Genomic DNA, 19,972 nt, shown 5'->3' with positions numbered 1-19,972 from the left:
GCAGGAGGTCAAAACAACGGTTGCCTGAGGAAGGAGCGCACCGCTTCCAGTTCCGACGGCGAAATCCCCTGCCTGGGATCCGGCGAGACAACCAGCAGCCGATGGCCCATAATCCGGGCCCAGGCCTGGGCTTCGGCCTCGTAGGCGAGCTGGTCGTCCACCCAGGCGACGGCGTCGGGCGATGTCCGTTCCACATCGTCCTGGATGGCATCGAGCTTCCACCAGCCGGGACCGCTTCCCGCTCCCTCGGCCGTCAGGTGCGGCCACCGGGCGCCGTCCAGGCCAATCGCCGGACAGAGGTATTGGGGCGCGAGCTCCTCCCAGCTGGTCAGCCAGACGCACCGGAGTTCCGCCGTCGCCGCCAAGCTGTTCAGTCCGGCCACGAGTTCGGGCGCGAAGGCCACCGGCAGGAGGCCCGCATCTGCATACCGCCACGCCGTTCCCCACCCGTTGCTCCCTGCCGCACCAAACGGACAGAGGACGCCGTCGACGTCGAGGTACAACGTGCGGAGGGCCATTGTTCCTCTCCGGGATCTCAGCGGTGCTGCGGGTCCGAGGGCTGCACGCCGGGCTCGAGCATGGGCGAGATCTTTTCCTCCAGCGCCGCCAGGGTGACGTCCGGCAGCACAATGAGCCCGTCCAGTTCACGGCGCGCCCGCTTGTATGCGGCCTGCCGTTCAGCCGGGGTTGCCGCCTGGTCCCCGGCGATCTTCAGCAGCTGCCGGGCAGTGGCCAGCCGCTCACGTTCCGGCCCCGTGAACTTGCTGTCCCTGAGGCGCCTGGCCTCCCGCTCGGCGACGTCCAGGGCCACACTGAAACCGTCAACGGCCTTCCGGTACGCCTCCACGCGGGAAGGAGCAGTCATTTCCGTCGGGGATGAGGGCCTGAGGCCGTCGGCTTCCCGTTTGGCGCGCAGGAACGCCACGGTCAGCGGCTCACGGACATCGGTCATCAGTGGAAAATCGATGAGCTTGCCCACATCGAGCTCGTACTCCAGCCAGCGTTTGTTGGTGGCATCATGGGCGGCCATCAGCGATTCGACGTCAGCCACGGAGGCTTTCTCCGCCGCATACGCCTGGTTCCGGAGCTTATACAGCTCCACTTTCCGCTGGTGGCGCCGGTCACCGGCCTTCCGCCACGTATTTGCCCAGTGGCCGGCGAGGGCGCTCATGGGGAAAACAAGCCACCACTTATCCGAAAGAAAATCAAGGAGGAACTCCACGCGTCCATCGTCGCACTGCGTGGCGTCCCTCCTCAAGGAAACACGGCCGGGCCCTGCCCGGCCGCCAGGTTACGAGGCCCCAGCTGCCTGCTGGTTGTTGACGTTCACCAGCCAGGACACCCCGTACTTGTCGGTGCACATGCCGAAAATGTCACCCCAGGGAGCCTGCTCCATGGGAACTGTCACGGTGCCGCCCCCGCCGCTGAGCTTGTCGTAGTAACCACGCAGTTCGGTCTCATCTTCACCGCTGAGGGAGATGGAGATGGACGAGCCCGAACTGAACTGCATGCTGTTCGGGGTGTCGGCACCCATCAGCACCAGGCCCTGGGTGGTGGTCAGCATCCCGTGCATGATCTTTTCGGCCTCAGCCGGGTCCTCGCTGGCTTGAAACTCTCCAAAGGTGCTGAGTGTCAGCTCACCGCCGAAAACCGACTGGTAGAAGTTCATGGCCTCCCGTGCGTTGTCGCGGAAGCTGAGGTAGGGGTTGAGTGTGGTGGGCATAGCTGGATCTCCTTGAGTTTGAACTGAAAGGAATGGAACCAGACAACATCCTGCCCCACCAGGCAGGCCTCTGGGTAGGGGCAGGACAGCGCCGTTTGGCCGAATTCTAGGGAACGAAGCGGTATCCGATTCCGGGTTCGGTCAGCAGGTGGCGGGGATTGCCGGGGTCGGCTTCGAGTTTCCTGCGCAGCTGCGCCATGTAAACCCGCAGATAGTTGGCTTCCTTCTGGTAGGCAGGCCCCCAGGCGTGCGCCAGCAGTTGCTGCTGCGTGACGAGGCTTTTCGGATTCCGCACCAGGATTTCGAGGATGTTCCACTCAGTGGGCGTGAGCCGCACAGCGGTTCCGTCGCGAAGCACCTGCCGGTGGACGAGGTCCACTGAAAATCCGGACGATGCCACCACGGGGGCTGACTCCGGACCCGGAATCCGCCGCATGAGGGCCCGAAGCCGTGCCAGGAGCTCGTCCAGTCCGAACGGCTTGGTGATGTAGTCGTCGGCACCGGCGTCCAGGGCTCCCACCTTGTCCGATGAGCCGTGCCGCGCCGACAGGACCAGCACCGGGACGGAACTCCACCGGCGAAGATTGCCTAGGACCTCTGCGCCGTCCATGTCCGGCAGTCCGAGGTCCAGGACCACAACATCCGGAACGTTCCGGCCGGCAGCGGCGAGGGCAGACGCGCCGTCCTCCGCGACAGCAACGTCATAGCCATGCGCCGCCAGGGTGATGCGCAGCGCCTTCAGCAGGTGGGGGTCGTCATCCACCACGAGGATTTTCGCACCCTGCGGCGCGGCCTCCTGAACGATGGGCTCATGCCGGACGGCCTTCTGGAGTCCGGCCTTTTGCGGCCCTTCCTTCTGGTGTCCTGGTCCTGCCTGGGATTGTCCGGTCACGTCAGCACCGTCCCGCTGCCCGGAACAATGTCCGCATTCGCGGCAATACTGCCGGCGCCACCGGGGCTTCCAGTGGAGAGCGGCAACCGGATGATCATCGTCAGCCCTCCCCCTGGGGTCCCCTCGGCGCTCAGGGTTCCCCGCATGGCCTGGACGAAGCCCTGGGCGACGGCCAGTCCCAGGCCCAGGCCGCTGGCCTGGGGCAGGTCATCAACCCGCTGGAACGGCCTGAACATGTCCAGCACCTTCCGCTCGGGGACGCCGGGACCATGATCGACGATGCGCAGTTCGCCGCACGGGTGTCCCTCAGGAGTCACACCGCCCAGCCCGTCCGCCGTCGTGGTCACCGACACTCCCGAGCCCGGGGCATGTTTGAGTGCGTTCTCAAGGATGTTGGCAATGACCCGTTCCAGCAGCCCGCGGTCCGCTTCCACCGGCGGCAGGTTGGCCGGCAGCGCCACCGCAACGGCACCGTCCGGAAGCCCGCGCAACGCCGCATCAATTGCCTCGCTCCACCTCACCGGGCCCAGCAGCGGCTCCACCGAACGGGCGGTGATCCGGGACATGTCCAGCAGGTTCCCCACCAGAGAATCGAGCCGGTCACTGCACGCGTCAATGGTCTCCAGCAGCTCCCGCTGCTCAGCCGGCGTATAGGCAACACCATTTTGCAGGAGCCCGCCGGCCGCGAGCTTGATTCCGGCCAGCGGGGTACGCAGGTCGTGGGAGACGGCCTGCAGGATGGCCGTGCGCATGGTGTTGCCTTCTGCAAGGCGCAGGATCTCGTGCCGGCTGGACTCCAACTGCCGGCGCTCCAGTTGGGCTTTGACATGCACCGCGAAGGCGCCGAGCAGCCTCCGCCCCGCCGGCGGCACCTCCCTGCCGAACAGGACCAGCCACGTCACCGGGTCCACCTGGACGGTAGTGGCGCCCGGAAGGCCGCGGAGGTCCCGGGCTCCGTCCTGCCAGCCGGAAATATCACCGGCTCCCGCCAGCAGGAGCGGCGTGCGCCCTGTTCCCTGACCCTTCGGATCCCGATGCCCGGCGGCCGGGAGGTTGCTGACGACGGCGGCCCCGGAGGCACCGAAGGCATCGAGGGCTTCAGCGAGCAGGCCGTGGAGGGTGTCCTCGGACCGGGACGCGCCCAAGGCAAGATCACCCAGGGTGGCGGCTTCGGCCTGTGCCCGGGACGCTTCCTTGGAACGCCGGGCAGATCCATCCACCACGCCGGCCACCGCCACCGAAACGCCGACAAATACCGCCAGTGAGAGCAGGTCCTGGGGGTCGTGAATGGCGAGGTCGCCGAGGGGCGGAGTGGAAAAGTAGTTCACCAGCAGGCTGCTCCAGAGGGCACCCGAAACCGCCGGCCACAATCCGCCCACCAGTGCTACGGCCACGGCGCCGGTGAGCTGAATCAGCACCGCGGTGGCCACACTGTGATCGAACATGGCCAGGAGGAGCTGCAACAAAGGCGGAAGAACCGCGGCGAGGGCAAACCCGAACCCCGTCCGCGCCCGGCCCAGTTCCGGCCGCCTCCCCCGGCCGCCGGAGTACCGGACCAGTGGCACCACCTGGACGTCAATGTCCGCCGCCTCCCGCACCACTTTGGTGTCCACGCCCAGGCTGAAGGGGGCCGTGATCCTGCGGCGGCGGGACTGGCCTACCAGGATGTGGGAGGCCGCTGCCGAGCGGGCGAACTCCACGAGGGCGGCGGCGGCGTCGGAGGCCGATACCGTGTGATAGCTGCCGCCGACGTCTGCGACCAGGCGGCGCTGGGCTTCGAGTGCCTGCGGGGACTCCGCCCGGGTCCCGGCCGGGGTGCGCACATGGACGGCGAGCAGTTCGCCGCCAACGCCCCGGTGGAGAAGCCTCGCGGCGCGGCGCACCAGGAGTTCCCCGTCGTCGTCGCCCTGGAGGCCCACGACGATCCGTTCCATAGCCATGAGCCACATTCTGCCACCCAGTCCGGCCCCCGCCTGCCGTGCGCTCCGCCCGCATCACATGCGGCGGGCGCTTCAATGGTGCGGCGGCGCGGCGCGGGAACGTAGGCTCGGGTACATGGCCAGATACTTTGACGTTCATCCGCAGGATCCGCAGCCCCGTGCCATTGCCCAGGCAGTACGCATGGTGCTCGACGGCGGACTGATCGCCTATCCCACAGACTCCTGCTATGCGTTGGGCGCCCAGCTGGGCAACAAGGACGCCCTGGACCGGATCAGGAGCATCCGCAGCCTGGACGACAAGCACCATTTCACCCTGGTCTGCAAGGATTTCGCCCAGCTGGGGCAGTTCGTGAACATAGGCAACGACGTCTTCCGCAGCATCAAATCCGTGACCCCCGGAAGCTACACCTTTATCCTGCCTGCCACAAAAGAGGTTCCGCGGCGGCTCCTGCACCCCAAAAAGAAGACGGTAGGGGTCAGGATCCCCGACAACAGGGTGGTGCAGGCGCTGCTGGCAGAACTCGGTGAGCCCCTGCTCTCCAGCACGCTGCTGCTGCCGGACGAGGATGACCCGCTGACCCAGGGCTGGGAGATCAAGGAGCGCCTGGACCACCTGGTGGACGCGGTGATCGATGCCGGCGACTGCGGGGCGGAGCCCACCACCGTAGTGGATTTCTCCAGCGGAGTGGCTGAGGTGGTCCGGCGCGGTACCGGAGACCCGGCACGCTTCGAATAGTCCGTCAGTCCTGCTTTCGTGCGCGGCTGGGCTGCACCCGGGGCGACTCGCCGGGCATTTTGGGGTAGTCCGGCGGGAATGGCATCTCCTCGAGGCCGGCCTTAAGGTCCCGCTCCCACCACTTTAGAAGCGTGTCGATGGTGCCCGATGTGCTGTGCATGTCCGCCCACGGGTCGCCCACTGTTTTGAGCCGGTCCGGCACGGTCAGGATGGTGAAGTCCTTCGGGTCGGCAGTCTCCAGCTCGTCCCAGGTGATCGGGCAGGAGACCGAAGCATGCGGCAGCGCACGCGGGCTGTAGGCGCCGGCGATGGTCCGGTCGCGGTTGGCCTGGTTGAAGTCCAGGAATACCCGCTTCCCCCGTTCTTCCTTCCACCACGCGGTAGTGACCTGCTCCGGCATCCGCCGCTCCACTTCACGGGCGGCGGCAATGACGGCATGCCGCACGTCGAGGAACTCCCGCGTGGGCTCGATGGGGGCGTAGACGTGCAGCCCGCGGTTGCCGGAGGTCTTGATGAAGCAGGTCAGCCCGGCCTCGGCCAGGACCTCCTTCATCACCAGCGCCGCGGGGACGGCATCCCCAAAGTCGGTGCCCGGCTGCGGATCCAGGTCGATGCGCAGCTGGTCCGGGTTGTCGGTGTCAGCGCTGCGTGAGGGCCACGGATGGAAGACCACCGTGTTCATCTGGACAGCCCACACGGCAGCAGCGGGCTCATCCAGGATCAGCATCGGATGCGTGCGGGCGCTGGGAAAAACCACCTTCTGCGTCCGGATGAAGTCCGGCGTCCCCTTGGGCGGGTTCTTTGAGAAGAACATCTCGCCATTGACGTTGTCCGAGTACCTTTGAAGGGCCACCGGCCGGTCCCCGTTGGCCGCGATGAAGGCTTCTCCCACGTCGCAGATGTAACGTGCCAGGTCCAGTTTGGTGAGCCCCAGGTCCGGCCAAAGGACGCGGTTGGGGCTGGAAATGCGCATCTCACGGCCGCCGTCGGGGCCCGGAACCATAATGGTGGTCTGTTCGCTCGCCATGGGGACAACGTACACCCCGGCTCCGGAAACCGGACAGATTTCCGCCTCCCGGTCCGGCATGATGGAGGGATGCCATCCCCGGAAGTTCCCCTGACCATCACGGTGGGCGACGTGACCGTCACCGCAGCTTATGCCCGCCCTGACAATCCTTCCGCCACGTTGGTGGTTGCCCACGGCGCCGGCGCCGGGATGGAGCATCCGTTCCTCACGGGGTTCACGGCGGCACTGAACGGGCTGGGCGTGGCGACGCTGCGCTTCAATTTTCCCTACCGCGAAGCCGGAAGGAAGTTTCCGGACCGCCCGCCTGTGGCCATCGCGGCATGGCGTGCTGCCATGGCTATCGCTGCCGAGCAGGCAGGGAAGCATCAGGACACGGGCCCGCTCTGGGCGGCCGGTAAATCCTTTGGCGGCCGGATGGCGTCCATGGCTGTGGCGGATGGTATGGACGCTGCCGGGCTCGTCTACCTGGGGTATCCCCTGCATCCGCCGGGCAAGCCCGAGAAGCTGCGGGACGAACATCTGTACGGGCTGTCCGCTCCCATGCTGTTCCTGCAGGGCAGCCGGGACACATTCGCCACTCCGGAACTCCTGGCCGACGTGGTGTCGCGCATCGGCCCCAATGCTGTCCTTCAGTGGGTGGAGGGCGGCGACCACTCGTTCGCTGTCGCCGGCACCAGGCGCCCCGCCGCTGAGGTGGGCGCCTCCCTGGCCGGGCCGGTGGCAGCGTTCATCAAGGACAAGTCCCCATAATGCTGTCCTGATTTAGCAGTGGTGAAACTGCCCTCAGGCCGCCGCAGAGGTGCTACGCGGCTGCGTCCTCGTGCCACCAGCCTTCCCAGGCGGCGGAGGTGAGGCGGCCTTCGGGGAACTCGCTGGTTCCGCCGGCGCCGTTTTGGGACCGGCCGTCCTCGAAGCGGCGGCCGTCGAGCAAAAGGTTAAGGCTGTTCAAGAGAAACATCTTTACGTCCTTCCATGTCTGATGTGGACCACTCTGTCCAGGTAGGAACGAGCCTAACCGGAGCATGTTTCAGCCCATCGACGGGACGTTTCGGGTGTGTATCTTAGTTCTCACAGGGCCAGGACCAGGCTGCAAGGCGTGCCCGGAATGCAGCTAATGACGGGGTTTGACGCGTGCGGTGGCGGTGGCCGCCCAGGGATCCTCGGGCCAGGGGTGCCTGGGGTAGCGCCCGCGCATTTCAGCCCGGACCTGGGCGTAGGGGCCCGACCAGAAGGACGTGAGATCGTCGGTCACGGCCAGGGGGCGCCGCGCGGGCGACAGCAGGTGGAACAGGACCGGCACGCGGCCGCCCAGGAGCCGGGGTGTCTCTGCCCACCCGAAGCATTCCTGCAGCTTGACGGCCACCACCGGGCGGCCCGTGTGATCCGCAGCCTCCGGGTACCCGATCCTGATCCGCGACCCGCTGGGCACCTCGAGCCATTCCGGCGCGAGGTCATCCAGTCGTGCGGCCTCCGGCCAGGGCAGCAGCCGCCGGAGCGGGCCGGCCAGGTCAACCGAACGTGCGGCTGCTCCGCCGGCGAGGGCTTCCAGCTCCGGGCCCAGCCACTCCTCGAGCCGCACCAACAGGGCCTGGTCCGAGACATCCGGCCAGGAACCATCCAGTCCGTGGTGCAGGAAGGCGAGCCGGCGGCGGAGCGCCTCTGCCGCCGTCGACCATTCCAGGGCGCCGAGTCCTTCCTTTTTCAAGGCCCTCGCGACGGCGGCGCTCCCCTCGGCCCGTGACGGCCGGACAGGGGTGGACGACAGGACGATCGCCCCGAGGCGCCAGACTTTCCGGGCGGACACGCGGCCGCCCACAAATTGCGCTTCGACGGCGTCCGTCAGGAGGTGCCCGGCCGCGGCTTCGGCGAGGTCAGGGGTCAGCGGTGCGGCGGAGCGGATCACGGCGCCCGTGCCGGCGGCATCCCTGCCGTCGGCACGGGTTACTTCCGCCACGGCAAGCCATTCGTGGCCGGACGGGGAACTGCCGGCGGGCAGCCCGGCGCGGGTTCCGGAGGACAGGAGGTAGCGGTTGGGCGGGTCGCCGTCCACGCGGCGTGCCACCCGGTCGGGGAAGGCAAGGGCGACGACGGCTCCCACCACTGCGCTGCCGGTCACCGGCGATGGCAGGACGGGCGAAGCGGAGAGCGCACCGCGCTGCGCCAGGGCGGCAAGCCGGCGGGTGTCCTCCGCCCAGCGCCGGGCAGCTGCGCCCTTTTCATCACGGAGCTGGGACAGGAGGCGGGTGAGGTCTGCGCCCGGAGCCCGGTGGTCAGCCGAGACCAGAGCCACTGCCTCCGCGGCGGCCAGCTGCCCGACGGCGGCCGCTCCGTCCAGCAGCGCCCGTCCCAGCCGCGGATCGGCAGGGATGCTGGCAAGAAGCCGACCCGCGCCGGTGATGGAGCCGTCAGGCGCCACGGCGCCCAGTTCGCGGAGCACCTCCATCGCGTCGTCCATGGCCTGCCCCGGCGGCTGGTCCGGCAGCGCGAGGCCTTCGCCGCGGGGAGAACCCCAGGCAGAGAGCAGCAGCGCGGCGCCGGTGAGGTCCGCCACCCTGATTTCCGGCGTGACGTGGGCAGGGGCTGCGCCATAGGCCTGCTGGTCGTAGCAGCGCACCACGCGCCCCGGTCCCTGGCGGGCAGCACGTCCAGCCCGTTGATCGGCCGAGGCCCGGGAGCAGGAAACCGTGACCAGCCCGCTCATGCCCCGCCCGGCGTCGCGGCGCTGCTCGCGGGTCAGGCCGGAGTCAATGACCAGCCGGACACCGGGAACCGTAAGGGAGGACTCGGCCAGGTCGGTTGAGACAATCATCCGTGCCTTGCCGCCGGGCAACCGCCCGGAAACCGCCAGATCCTGTTCAGCGGCTGTCACTTGGCCATGGAGTTCCAGGACGTCAACGGTGCTGCCCAGCTGCCGCCGAAGGTCGGCCGCGACCCGCGAAACCTCCCTCGCGCCGGGGAGGAAAACGAGCGCGTCACTGGAGGTGTCGCCCCTAAGAACCCGGGTGAACTCCTCCGCGGCCGTCCGGGCCACGTGCTCCAGGAAGGCGGGCGTCACTCCCCTGCCGTCCAGCCGTGGCCCGGGCGCGGGCCGCCAGTCGTTGTGAAGGGTGTGAAGCACTGAGGCGCAGTCCACTACGGGAGCCGGCGCCCCGTCGTCGTCAGCACTGCCGCCGCTGTTGGAAAAAAGTGCAGCAAACCGCGGAGCGTCCAGGGTCGCGGACATGGCGACGACGGTCAGGTCGCCCCGCAGCTCCCGGACCTCGGCGAGCATGCCCACCAGCAGGTCCGTTTCCATCCCGCGTTCGTGGACCTCGTCGAGGACCACCGCTGCCGTGCCTTCGAGGCCGGGGTCGGCCAGCAAGCGGCGCAACAGGATTCCGGGCGTGACGAATTCGACGATGGTTCCCTGGCTTGCCTTCCGCTCGCCGCGCACGGAGTAGCCAACGCGGCCGCCCAGAGCGCTGCCGTCCAGCACAGTGAGGCGCCTGGCGGCCGCCCGGGCAGCAACGCGGCGGGGCTGGGTGACCACAATGCGTCCGCTGCCGTGTGCCACGAGGTTTGCCAGGAGCGGCGGGACGAGCGTGGTCTTGCCGGTCCCGGGCGGCGCCTGTACAACTGCCGCCGGTCCTGCCCCGCCACCGAGCGCCCGGGTGAGGGCAGGCAACGATTCCGCAAAGGCCAAACCGACACCAATGGTCCCAAGATCAAAGGGTTTGGCCGCCAACGGCTGCTGCTGCCTGCCCGAAGAAGTCATTCGTCCATTGTGCCCGGAACCGGGGCTAGGGTTTCCCCTTGCCTTTGCCCTTTGACTCCTTGGCCGGACCCGGCACCACCGGTTGCGGCTGGACCGGAGCCGGTGCCGGAACCAAGGCCGGCTGTTCGGGCTGGGTTTGGGGTGCCGGTTCCGCAGGCTCAGCCGGTGTAGTCGGCTCGGATAATGCCGGAGCCGGGACTACTGGTGCGGAAGCCGACGCTGCCGCAAGCTGGCCATTGATGTCCGCCCGCACGTCCTCCACGGCGGCTTCGATTCCGCGGTAACGGGACAAGGAAATCAGGCCCTGGCCGGCGGCATCGTTCAAGTCCTTCTCCAGGGCCTCAAGTGCGGCGAGGGCGCCGTCCATCCTGTTCTCTGCCGCCGCCTGGCTGATGTTCAGGACCCTGACCTGCAGGCCCCGAAGTGTCCCGGCATCAGAATCCCGGGGCCGCAGGAGCGGTGCGGCGTTATACAGAACCACGGCAAGGCAGGCGGCACCAGCCAGTGCAGCGGCTGCACGCCACAGCCAGGAGTTTTTTCGGCCGGAACGGCCATCACTGCCCGTGGCCAATACCGGAGCCTCAGGCGGCATGCCGGCCCCGCAGCGGAACCATCGCCGCAGGCCGCGCCGGAAGCACACTTACTGGAGCCATCGATTCACGGGCAGCGGTTGCATGGGAATCCGGTGTTGGGAAAGCGGATGTGTGGGCGATTGCTGCCGGGGCCAGCGCCGCCGGCCGGGCCGGCAGGACACTGACCGGCGCCGTGTATACAGGAGCCTCAGCAACACTGGCGGCGGCCCGCCGTGCGAGCAGCCGCTTGACCGCCACGCGCAGCAGGATGGCGATCGACTGCCCGAGGCCCAGCCCGAGGAGCACGTGTCCTGCAAGATACTGGCCCCCGTGGCCGGCAGCACCAAAGGGAGCGCTGAGGGCCGCGGCTGCACCGGCTGCGGCAACCACCAATGCCGAAGCGGCGGCGAAAACTGTACCCATGGCCTCTTCCTGTCTCAATTAATCAGCAGGCTTACTAGTATTGGTCAGCAAGCTTACTACCTGATTGCGGCGAAGCAAGCATTGATCTCGAGGAGACCGGAGCCCGCCGAACGGTCCAAACTCCGGCCCTGGGCAGTCATACTCCACCTCTGGACACTAATAATCAGCAGGCTTAGCATTTTTGTCATCAGCTGGTTCAGCGGGCCGCCCATCAAGAGCAAGGTCCCGAAGGGCCACCCGAAGAGGCCGTCGACGCGGCACCACATCAGGAAGGAGCGATCATGGCAACGGCACGGGAGATCATGACCGGGGGCGCGGAGTGCGTGGGTGAAAACGAAACCCTGGAAGCGGCCGCACGGAAGATGAAGGAACTTGATGTGGGCTCACTGCCCATCTGCGGTGAGGACAACCGGCTCAAGGGCATGCTGACGGACCGGGACATCGTGGTTAAGTGCCTGGCGGAGGGCGGGGATCCGCGGACCGCGACTGCGGGTCAGTTCGGTGAAGGCAAACCCGTGACCATCGGAGCCGACGACTCCATCGAGGAGGCCATCAGGACCATGCAGGACCACCAGGTCCGGAGGTTGCCGGTCATTGACGGCCATGACCTGGTGGGCGTCCTCAGCCAGGGCGACATTGCGAAAAACTACCCGGAGGACCGGGTGGGCGAACTGGTGGCATTCATTTCCTATTGATTCCGGCGTTGCAGGACCGGCGTTGCAGGAGCAGTACCCGAAACGGCTCCGGGCGCCGGGTCAGATGCCCAGGCTGGCGAGGGTGCGCTGCAGCGTTTCCGCTGAACGCTGCAGCGCCTCGGGTCCGGACCCGTCCATGGGGCTTTTCTTCTGCTGCCGATCCCCCGATCAGCGGCCCGCCGCGGCCAGGTTGCCCGGCAGGGGATCATGCCGGAGGTAGTGCCGGCTGAACGTTCCGGTGCCCGCAGTCAAAGCACGCAGCTCCACCGCGTATTTCAGCAGTTCCTGGTCCGGCACTTCCGCCGTGATCTCGGTCCGGTCCCCGCCGGATGACGACGTCCCGGTGAGCCTGCCCCGACGGCCGGAGAGATCGCTCATGACTGTCCCGACATGCTCGTCTGGAACGCTGAGCACCACTGACGAGACAGGCTCGAGCAGCTGGATGCTTCCCGCGGCGGCGGCCTCCCTCAAGGCCAGGGCGCCGGCCGCCTGGAACGCTGCGTCCGAGGAATCAACACTGTGCGCCTTGCCGCCTACCAGGGTCACCCGAAGGTCCACCACAGGAAACCCGGAGGCAACGCCTCGTTGCATCTGCGCCCGGACACCCTTTTCCACTGACGAAATGAACGTCCCGGGGATGACCCCGCCCACAGTCTTGTCAACGAACTCGAAACCTGCGCCCCTGGCCAGCGGTTCCACCTCGATGTCGCACACGGCGTACTGGCCGTGGCCGCCGGACTGCTTGACGTGCCGGCCGTGCCCGGCTGCCGGGGCCGAAAAGGTTTCCCGCAACGGCGTCACCACGTCCACAGTGTGCAGCTTCACGCCCTGGTCGCGGAGCCTGTCCAGCACCACTTCGGCGTGCGCCTCCCCCATGCACCAAAGGATCAGCTGGTGGGTTTCGGCGTTCCGTTCCACCCTCAGCGTCGGGTCTCCGGCGGCCACCTTCCCCAGGCTGCGGGCGAGGGCGTCCTCGTCACTGTGCGAATCGGCTTCGACGGCCACCGGCATCAGCGGCTCCGGCATCTCCCATGTGGCCAGCAGCAGCGGCTGGTCCTTCGCGGAGATGGTGTCCCCGGTCTCCGCGGTGCCCAGCTTGGCCACGGCCGCGATGTCACCGGCGATGCAAAAAGGGACGGGCCGGAGGGTGGATCCCAGCGGTGAGTAAAGGTGCGTGAGCCGTTCGTCGGTGTCATGGTCCTGGTGGCCCCGGTCCCCCAGCCCGTGCCCGCTGACATGCACGGGCGTGTCCCCGCTCAGGGTGCCGGAGAAGACCCGGACCAGGCAGACGCGGCCCAGGAAAGCATCAACCGTGGTGCGGACAACCTCTGCCGCGAGCGGCCCGGCAGGGTCGCAGGCGAGGGCGCGCACCGGGGAACCTGACAGGTCGGTGGCCCGGGGCAGGCTGCGCTCCGGTGGAGATGGGAACGCTTTCGTGAGGAGCTCCAGCAGTTCGGCGGTTCCCAGCCCGGTCATCGCCGAGGCGGGCACGGCCGGGAAGAAGGACCCGCGGGCGACGGCGGTTTCCAGGTCAGGGATAAGGACGCCGGCATCGATGTCCTCCCCGCCAAGGTAGCGGTCCATCAGTGTCTCGTCTTCGCTTTCGGCGATGATTCCCTCGATCAGCTCAGCCCGGGAAGACTCCGCGTCCGCCAGTTCCCGGGGGTCCGCCGCCCGCGGCGCCGGGCCGGAACCCTCCGCTGGATACTCGAAGACCGTCCCGGTCAGCAGGCCATGCAGGCCAGTGACTTCCCCGCCGGCCCGGACCGGAACGTACAACGGCAGCACAGTGTCGCCGAACGCTTCGCGGCAGGCGGCCAGGACGCCGTCGTAATCAGCGCGGGGATGGTCCAGCCGGGTGATGACCACCGCGCGGGGCATGCCCAGGTACTGGCACTCCTGCCAGATTGCGGTGGTGCCTGCATCCACCCCGTCCACGGCGGAGACGGCGAACAGGACGGCGTCCGCGGCGCGCAGGCCCGCGCGGAGTTCGCCGATGAAGTCCGGATAACCGGGCGTGTCGAGGAGGTTGACCTTGATGCCCGCGACGGGCAGCGGCACCACTGACAGCGCCACGGAGCGCTGCTGGTGGATGGCGGCGGGATCGGAGTCGCTCACGGTGGTCCCGTCGACCACAGAGCCTTTCCGGGTGATCATCCCGTTGGCTTCCAGCAGCGCCTCGATGAGGGTGGTTTTGCCGGCGCCGGACCGGCCCACGAGCGCCACGTTCCGGACCAGGGCAGGATCCCTGGGCGTGATGCCGGCGGAGCCGTTGCCCTGGCGTCCTTCCGGCCCGCCCCGGCCTGCTGCGTCCTTGCCCTTCACCGACATCGGAACCTCCTGGCGTCCTTGCCTGGTTGTACTGGCTGCTGCTCTTACTTGCCGCGCGCCTTGCGGGTTGCGGCGTCATTCGCCTTTTGCAGCGCTTTGACGAGTTCTTCTTTGTCCATGCTGGAGCGGCCGCTGATGTCCAGTTCCCGGGCCCGCTCCATCAGGTGCTTCTTGGAGGCATTGGCGTCCACGCCGCCCGCAGTGGGCTCTTTCGAGCCAAGTCCCTTTTCCGCCCGCTCGTCCGAAGGCCCGCGCTTCTCCTTGGGCTCCCAATGGTCGCCGACCTTTTCGTAGCTGTGCTTCAGGGAAGCGTAGGCGGCACGCGCTGCGCGGCTTTCGTCGTTGTCATAGGACTCCATGGCGGAATCGTAGGTTTTCGCGAATGTATCCTGCGCCTTCTGGTCCGATCGTTGCAGGGTCGAGGGAAGCTCATCCTTGCGGGCGTGATCGTTCTTCCCGGTCTTCGGCATGGCACTCACCTAACTTTCGTCAGCAGGACTGATCATGCGGAACACACCCAGCTTAGCCACGCCCTGCTTTGCTTGTCTGCTGCCCGGTCCGCCCGCAACCTGTGACCGGGAAAAGTCCGTCAACGGGGCTCCGGCCATTGGTCCGGGTCATAACCGTAAAGCCGCGGCGGGCGGGGTACCTGCCCGGGGTCAGCAGGTGCTTCCTCCCGGCCGGCAGCTTCGGATTCCTCCTGCTGCGGCGCCTCGGCATCCCCTGCCTCGTCCGGGCCGCGTTTCTTCCCGCCGTCATTTCTGCCAGTACCGCGCCTGTGCGGGCTGTCAGCCATAGCCACTCCAATCCCCCGTTGAAGAGGTCCGGCTGCTTGAACCATTGAAGCCACCCTAGCGGCAGGGTATCCACCCTGGGATGTCACTTTTGCTCAAGAAATAGGCAGTTTTCCGCACTCCAGCCAGGCAGGCATCCAGGGCCGCGGGGAGGGATTCAGGACGGGTGGGTGCGGTCCAGTGCGTCGAGGAGGCGCCGGACAGAGCCGCCCAGGTTCCAGTCCACGGCGAGGCGTTCCAGCTCGGCGCGGGCTTCGCCGGTAGCGGGGTGCAGCCGGGCGCCTGCCTCTTCCAGGCTGGGCAGCTCGAGGTCACGGACAAGGCGTACGACGGCGGGCGCTGCCTTCAAGTAGTCCTCGGCGGCTTCCAGCTTGGCCCGGACCGGTGACGAGAGGCCGCTGCCGGCGTCCGCAGCCGCCTCGAGCAGGTTTTCAAGGGTTCCGTACGTCAACAACAGCGACGCCGCCGTCTTTTCACCGATCCCCGCGACCCCGGGCAGTCCGTCGGAGGCGTCACCGCGGAGGGTGGCGTAGTCGGCATATTGCTGGGGCAGCACGCGGTACTTCCCCACCACCACCTGTTCGGTCATCACATCCAGGTTGCGCATCCCGCGGGCGGTGTAGATGACCCGCACCTGCCGGCCGTCGTCGCAGACCTGGAAAAGGTCGCGGTCCCCCGTGACCACGTCCACCGGGATGCCGGCATGGCTGGCGTAGGTGCCCACCACGTCGTCGGCCTCGTGGTCCGGCGCCCCGACAATCGCGATGCCGGCCAGGCCCAGTACCCTGCGGATCATGGGCAGCTGGGCCTCAAGCGCGTCCGGCACCACCTCAATGTCCGGAGCGCCGGCGTTCACTTCTGCCACCCGGTGGGCCTTATAGGTGGGGAGCAGGTCCACCCGCCATTGCGGCCGCCAGTCGTCATCCCAGCAGGCGATGAGGTGGGTGGCGCCGTAGTCCGTGGTGAGCCGGGCAATCATGTCCAGCAGGCCCCGGACCGCGTTGACGGGTGTCCCGTCCGGGCGGCGGATGGAATCGGGCAGGCCGTAGAAGGCACGGAAGTACAGCGAGGCGGTGTCCAGCAGCATCAGGCGGTCAGGCATACCCTGATCCTGACACGGAAAACGGCCTCCCGGGGCAGCATGCGCCGGCCGCCACGCCGCCGGCCCGCCCTTGCGCGGCTGGGAACATCGGGCACAATGTGCTTCATGGGGCGTTGGAGCGAGGACAGGGTGGCCGGCGCCGCGCCCGATGCAGCTTCCCTGGCCGCCGCCCGCAAACTCGCCCGCCCGGGGCCCTGGTCCGAGACGGGCAGCAACGACGTGCTGGTGTGGGGCAAATGCCAGGGCAGCGGAAAGACCCCCTACCAGGTGAGCGTTGACCTCGCCGCCCCGGCCTACCGGTGCTCCTGCCCCAGCCGGAAGTTTCCGTGCAAGCATGCGCTCGCCCTCCTCCTGCTGTGGTCCCGGGGTGAAGCGGCCGACGCCGGAACAGAGGCTGCGGATTTCGCCCGGGAGTGGGCGGAACAGCGCGCCGGCCGGGCAACCGTGCGGGAACGGCGCCAGTCCGAACAGCCGGCCGATCCGGCGGCACAGGCAAAACGGCTTGCCGACCGGCTGGCACTCATGGACGCCGGCATCGCGGACTTCTCCCGGTGGCTGGCAGACCTGGTACGGACGGGCATGGCCTCCGCCAGGTCCCAACCCTATTCGTGGTGGGACGGCGTGGCCGCCCGCCTGGTGGATGCCCAGCTCCCGGGCCTGGCCGAACAGGTACGCACCATGGGTTCGGACATCCACGCCCGCAGCGATTGGACCGATCACCTCCTCCACCGGGCAGGCAGGTGGTGGGCGCTCACCAAAGCCTGGCGGATCCGGGACCACCTGACCCCCGACGAACTTGCCGACCTCCGGGTTGCCGTCGGCTGGTCCGTTCCTGCCTCGGAGGTCGAGGGCGTGGAGGCCTTGCCGGGCCCCTGGCTGGTCCTCGGCGACCACCGCAGCGACGACGGACGGCTCCAGCAGCAGCGTACGTGGCTGCGCGGCCCGGACGGAACGGTAGTGGTCCTCCTGGATTTCGCTGCCCGGAGCGAGCCACTCGCAACACCCCAACTCGCCGGCGCACTGTTGGAGGCCACAGTGGCCCGGTACCCGGGATCAGCGCCCCGGCGGGCGCTGTTCACCGGTGGTGTGGGCACGGCAGGGACGGCCCGGACTCTGGGCGGGGGAAGCAGTATCCGCCAGGCACTCGATGCCGAATCAGCCGCTGTCGCCTCGTCCCCGTGGCGGGAGCGCCATCCGGTGCTGCTGGCCGGAGTGCGCCTCTCCACTGGCGGCTCCGGGTGGCTTCGGGATGAAGCCGGTGATGCGCTTCCGCTGGTCGATGCGCCCCTGGACTCCCTGCTCGCCCTCACCGGCGGCCACCCGGTGGACATTTTTGGTGAGCTGGAGGAGGGCCGCCTGCGGCCGCTGTCCGCCGTCATCGGCAACGCGGTGGTGACGCCATGACCTGGCTGGCCGAACTCCGTGCTGCCGCCCTGGTGGGAACAGCCCGGCACCCTGCGCCTTCCCCGCCCGCAGAGCTGGGCGCCCGCCCGCCGGAAGTTCACACCGCCGAAGAATCGCTCCTGGACCAGGCCGCGCTCGCCGACGCCGTCATCCGCGCCGCCCGGCAACCCCGCCGCCTGGATGATGCCGGCCTGGCCAGGCCAGCGCCACCGGACCACTGTCCGCAGGCGAGCGGTGAGGCCGCCCGGCTGCTGGACCTCCTGCTCACGCAGCCGCCGGTGGGGCCGGAGCTGCGCACCCTGCTGGTGGCGGACTGGCTGCGGCTGGCCGCAGCTTCAGGAGTGCGGGTTCCACACAAGCTCCTGCCGCCCCTCCTCGCCGCGGCCGGCACCAGAGCATCGGTTGCGGAGCACTTGCACCCGGCCATCGGAACGCGCGGCCGGTGGCTGCAGGGCCTGCTTGAGAGCGACCACGGGACCAGCGATTCCGGGGCCGGACATCAGCAAGGCGCTGCAGCGCGTGACTGGGCAGAGCTGGCGGGTACGGACGCCACCGCAGAAGTGGAACGGCTCCGCCGCACTGATCCGGCCGCCGCCCGCACGCTGCTTGGCGGGCACTGGGACAACCTCGCCGCCCGGGAACGTGCTGCCCACCTCGCCACATTCACCGCCAACCTCGGACCGGACGATGAGGAACTGCTGGAGCGGGCCCTGGATGACAAAGCCAAAAGCGTACGCGACACCGCGGCGGCGCTGCTCGACCGGCTGCCGGACAGCGCCCGCGCAGCGCGCATGGCCGACCGGCTCCGCCCCCTGCTCCGGCTCAACGGCGTGCTGCGCAAGCGCCTCGAGATCGGGCTGCCGCCGGAACCTGACGCTGCCGCACTCCGGGACGGAGTTCCTGCGCAGCCGCGCAGCGGCGAACCGGACCGGCTGGCCCGGCTCGACACTATTATCCGGGGTGCCCCGCTCGATACCTGGACCTCGGCAACCGGCCGCGGCCCGGCGCCGGCCATTGCCTTGCTTAAGGGCGAGACGCGGGTGCTGGAAGCCATCGCGTCCACCGCTGCCCGGCGGGCCGACCTAGAGTGGGTGCGTGCATTGCTGGAGGACCGCTTTGAGCCGCGCCTGCTGGCCTGCCTGCCAGCGGTTGAACGCGAGGAGAGGCTGGTGCGGCAGCTCCGGAGCAGCGCGGCACCGCCCTTCGCATTGGTCGAACCCCTGCGGGACCTGCCCCGGCCCTGGGGACCCGCACTCGCTGCCGAAGTGTTGGAGCAGATCACGGCCAAAAACGGCGGCCAGCTGGCGGTCATGCTGGCAGGGATCCTGCCCGCAGCACTCCCGCCCGAAGCCGCCGGGCAGTGCCGGCAACTCCTGGAGCGTTCCGACGACGACGCCGCACGGCGCCGCGTGCTTCGCGACGCCGTGCAATACCAATCGTTCCGACAATCCCTGACGGAGGCTTTTTCATGACCGATACCCAGCCCGCCCAGGACGTTCTCCGCGCCCACGCCGAAACCGCCTACGCGGAGGAACTCGCGGCCTTGGCCGCCGCCGACGACCGGCCCCGGCCGCCCAGCTGGCGGCTGTCCCCCTGGGCCGTCACCACCTACATCCTGGGTGGAACCCTGCCCAACGGCGTGGTGGTCACGCCCAAGTACCTGGGGTCGGAGCGGCTCGTGGAAATCGCAGTGGCGTCCCTGGCCACGGACCGGGCCCTGCTCCTGCTCGGGGTGCCGGGCACGGCCAAGACCTGGCTGGGCGAACATCTGGCGGCGGCCATCTCGGGAACTTCCACCCTGGTGGTGCAGGGGACGGCGGGCACGCCGGAAGAGGCACTGCGCTATGGCTGGAACTATGCCCGGCTGCTCGCCGACGGGCCGTCCCGGGCGGCACTGGTCCCGGGGCCGGTGATGCGGGCCATGGAAACCGGAAGCCTGGTCCGGGTGGAGGAACTGACCAGGATCCCGTCCGACGTCCAGGACTCACTCATCACCATCCTCAGCGAAAAGAGCCTGCCCATTCCGGAACTCAATGAAGAGGTGCAGGCCCGCAAGGGGTTCAACGTCATCGCCACGGCAAACAACAGGGACAAAGGCGTCAACGACCTCTCCTCCGCGCTGCGGCGGCGCTTCAACACCGTGGTGCTGCCACTCCCGGACAGCATGGAGCAGGAGGTGGAGATCGTCACCACCCGCGTCCGCAGCCTGGGGGCGTCCTTGGAACTGCCGGCCGATCTGGCAGCGCTCTCCGAAGTCCGGCGCGTGGTGACGGTGATGCGCGAGCTCCGGGCCGGCGTCACCCAGGACCAGCGCACCACCATCAAGTCGCCCTCGGCAACGCTGTCCACCGCTGAAGCCATCTCGGTGATGACCAACGGCCTCTCCCTGGCCGCCCACTTCGGCGACGGGACCGTCCGGGCGCAGGACGTGGCCGCCAGCCTGGTGGGCGCCGTGGTCAAGGACCCCGTGCAGGACCGGGTGATCTGGCAGGAATACCTGGAGACCGTGGTCCGGAACCGGCCGGAGTGGAAGGACCTTTACCGGGCCTGCCGCGACCTCGAAGCCTCCAACTGAACCC

At 68.4% G+C, this 19,972-nt stretch carries 20 protein-coding genes; 6 read left to right on the top strand and 14 right to left on the bottom strand.

The genetic code is table 11. From position 1 onward, the window contains the following. Positions 1–8: 8 nt before the first annotated feature. The 5 genes from BMX78_RS08930 to BMX78_RS08910 form a co-directional block, all read right to left on the bottom strand. Positions 9–518, bottom strand: a complete 510-nt coding sequence (locus tag BMX78_RS08930) for an HAD domain-containing protein (RefSeq protein WP_091418743.1) — start codon at positions 516–518, stop codon at positions 9–11. A 17-nt stretch (positions 519–535) separates the two neighbouring features. Next, positions 536–1,222, bottom strand: coding sequence for a hypothetical protein (locus BMX78_RS08925; protein WP_091418741.1), 687 nt, complete (start codon positions 1,220–1,222; stop codon positions 536–538). A gap of 69 nt (positions 1,223–1,291) precedes the next feature. Beyond that, positions 1,292–1,723: a VOC family protein gene (locus BMX78_RS08920; protein ID WP_091418740.1), complete on the bottom strand. Its 432-nt coding sequence runs from the start codon at positions 1,721–1,723 to the stop codon at positions 1,292–1,294. 106 nt (positions 1,724–1,829) lie between these two features. Then, positions 1,830–2,528: a response regulator gene (locus BMX78_RS08915; protein ID WP_091418925.1), complete on the bottom strand. Its 699-nt coding sequence runs from the start codon at positions 2,526–2,528 to the stop codon at positions 1,830–1,832. Between the two features lie 83 nt (positions 2,529–2,611). Then, positions 2,612–4,555: a DUF4118 domain-containing protein gene (locus BMX78_RS08910; protein ID WP_286138881.1), complete on the bottom strand. Its 1,944-nt coding sequence runs from the start codon at positions 4,553–4,555 to the stop codon at positions 2,612–2,614. Between the two features lie 115 nt (positions 4,556–4,670). Between BMX78_RS08910 and BMX78_RS08905 the strand changes: the two genes are divergently transcribed. Then, on the top strand, positions 4,671–5,291 hold the full coding sequence (locus tag BMX78_RS08905; protein WP_091418736.1) for an L-threonylcarbamoyladenylate synthase: 621 nt from the start codon (positions 4,671–4,673) through the stop codon (positions 5,289–5,291). A 4-nt stretch (positions 5,292–5,295) separates the two neighbouring features. Here the strand turns inward: BMX78_RS08905 and ligD are convergent, their stop codons facing one another. Beyond that, complete coding sequence (ligD, locus tag BMX78_RS08900) at positions 5,296–6,318, bottom strand: non-homologous end-joining DNA ligase (RefSeq protein ID WP_091418923.1); 1,023 nt, start codon at positions 6,316–6,318, stop codon at positions 5,296–5,298. A 69-nt stretch (positions 6,319–6,387) separates the two neighbouring features. Here ligD and BMX78_RS08895 point away from each other — a divergent pair, with 69 nt between their 5' ends. Continuing rightward, complete coding sequence (locus tag BMX78_RS08895; protein ID WP_091418734.1) at positions 6,388–7,068, top strand: alpha/beta hydrolase family protein; 681 nt, start codon at positions 6,388–6,390, stop codon at positions 7,066–7,068. Between the two features lie 52 nt (positions 7,069–7,120). On the opposite strand, the gene BMX78_RS23075 is transcribed toward BMX78_RS08895, so the two are convergent. The 4 genes from BMX78_RS23075 to BMX78_RS08880 all read right to left on the bottom strand — a co-directional run bounded on the left by BMX78_RS23075 (position 7,121) and on the right by BMX78_RS08880 (position 11,067). Then, positions 7,121–7,276, bottom strand: coding sequence for a hypothetical protein (locus tag BMX78_RS23075; protein WP_170850751.1), 156 nt, complete (start codon positions 7,274–7,276; stop codon positions 7,121–7,123). Between the two features lie 153 nt (positions 7,277–7,429). Further along, positions 7,430–10,072, bottom strand: coding sequence for an ATP-dependent helicase HrpB (gene hrpB, locus BMX78_RS08890; protein WP_091418732.1), 2,643 nt, complete (start codon positions 10,070–10,072; stop codon positions 7,430–7,432). A 25-nt stretch (positions 10,073–10,097) separates the two neighbouring features. Continuing rightward, the gene (locus BMX78_RS08885; protein ID WP_091418730.1) at positions 10,098–10,643 is read right to left on the bottom strand and encodes a hypothetical protein; all 546 of its coding nucleotides are present in this window, start codon (positions 10,641–10,643) and stop codon (positions 10,098–10,100) included. Between the two features lie 10 nt (positions 10,644–10,653). After that, the gene (locus BMX78_RS08880) at positions 10,654–11,067 is read right to left on the bottom strand and encodes a hypothetical protein (RefSeq protein WP_091418729.1); all 414 of its coding nucleotides are present in this window, start codon (positions 11,065–11,067) and stop codon (positions 10,654–10,656) included. Positions 11,068–11,348: 281 nt separating this feature from the next. On the opposite strand from BMX78_RS08880, the gene BMX78_RS08870 reads away from it, so the two are divergent. After that, entirely contained in the window at positions 11,349–11,762 is a 414-nt protein-coding gene (locus BMX78_RS08870; RefSeq protein ID WP_091418725.1) for a CBS domain-containing protein, read from the top strand. A 168-nt stretch (positions 11,763–11,930) separates the two neighbouring features. Here BMX78_RS08870 and BMX78_RS08865 read toward each other — a convergent pair whose 3' ends face one another. From BMX78_RS08865 to BMX78_RS08850, 4 genes are all read right to left on the bottom strand, one after another. Continuing rightward, a complete protein-coding gene (locus BMX78_RS08865; RefSeq protein WP_091418724.1) occupies positions 11,931–14,093 on the bottom strand; it encodes an elongation factor G-like protein EF-G2 in 2,163 nt (720 codons plus the stop codon). Between the two features lie 44 nt (positions 14,094–14,137). Then, on the bottom strand, positions 14,138–14,563 hold the full coding sequence (locus BMX78_RS08860) for a ChaB family protein (protein WP_091418722.1): 426 nt from the start codon (positions 14,561–14,563) through the stop codon (positions 14,138–14,140). 119 nt (positions 14,564–14,682) lie between these two features. After that, positions 14,683–14,889 carry a hypothetical protein gene (locus BMX78_RS08855; RefSeq protein ID WP_091418720.1) on the bottom strand — a complete coding sequence of 69 codons (207 nt, stop codon included), beginning with the start codon at positions 14,887–14,889 and terminating at the stop codon, positions 14,683–14,685. Positions 14,890–15,044: 155 nt separating this feature from the next. Further along, positions 15,045–15,989, bottom strand: a complete 945-nt coding sequence (locus BMX78_RS08850) for a 5'-3' exonuclease (RefSeq protein ID WP_091418718.1) — start codon at positions 15,987–15,989, stop codon at positions 15,045–15,047. A gap of 105 nt (positions 15,990–16,094) precedes the next feature. Between BMX78_RS08850 and BMX78_RS08845 the strand changes: the two genes are divergently transcribed. The 3 genes from BMX78_RS08845 to BMX78_RS08835 are packed head-to-tail and all read left to right on the top strand — an operon-like array spanning position 16,095 to position 19,968. Then, positions 16,095–17,393 carry an SWIM zinc finger family protein gene (locus BMX78_RS08845; protein WP_091418922.1) on the top strand — a complete coding sequence of 433 codons (1,299 nt, stop codon included), beginning with the start codon at positions 16,095–16,097 and terminating at the stop codon, positions 17,391–17,393. Continuing rightward, positions 17,390–18,865 (top strand): DUF5691 domain-containing protein, encoded by a 1,476-nt coding sequence (locus BMX78_RS08840; protein ID WP_091418717.1) that lies wholly within the window; start codon positions 17,390–17,392, stop codon positions 18,863–18,865. The genes BMX78_RS08845 and BMX78_RS08840 overlap by 4 nt, the downstream gene beginning before the upstream one ends. Continuing rightward, a complete protein-coding gene (locus BMX78_RS08835) occupies positions 18,862–19,968 on the top strand; it encodes an ATP-binding protein (protein ID WP_091418714.1) in 1,107 nt (368 codons plus the stop codon). The genes BMX78_RS08840 and BMX78_RS08835 overlap by 4 nt, the downstream gene beginning before the upstream one ends. Positions 19,969–19,972 lie beyond the last annotated feature (4 nt).

Source organism: Arthrobacter sp. OV608 (assembly GCA_900110595.1).
Lineage (GTDB): Bacteria > Actinomycetota > Actinomycetes > Actinomycetales > Micrococcaceae > Arthrobacter.
Note: the sequence above shows the minus strand (reverse complement) of the source record. Positions and strands in the feature narration are given on the sequence as shown.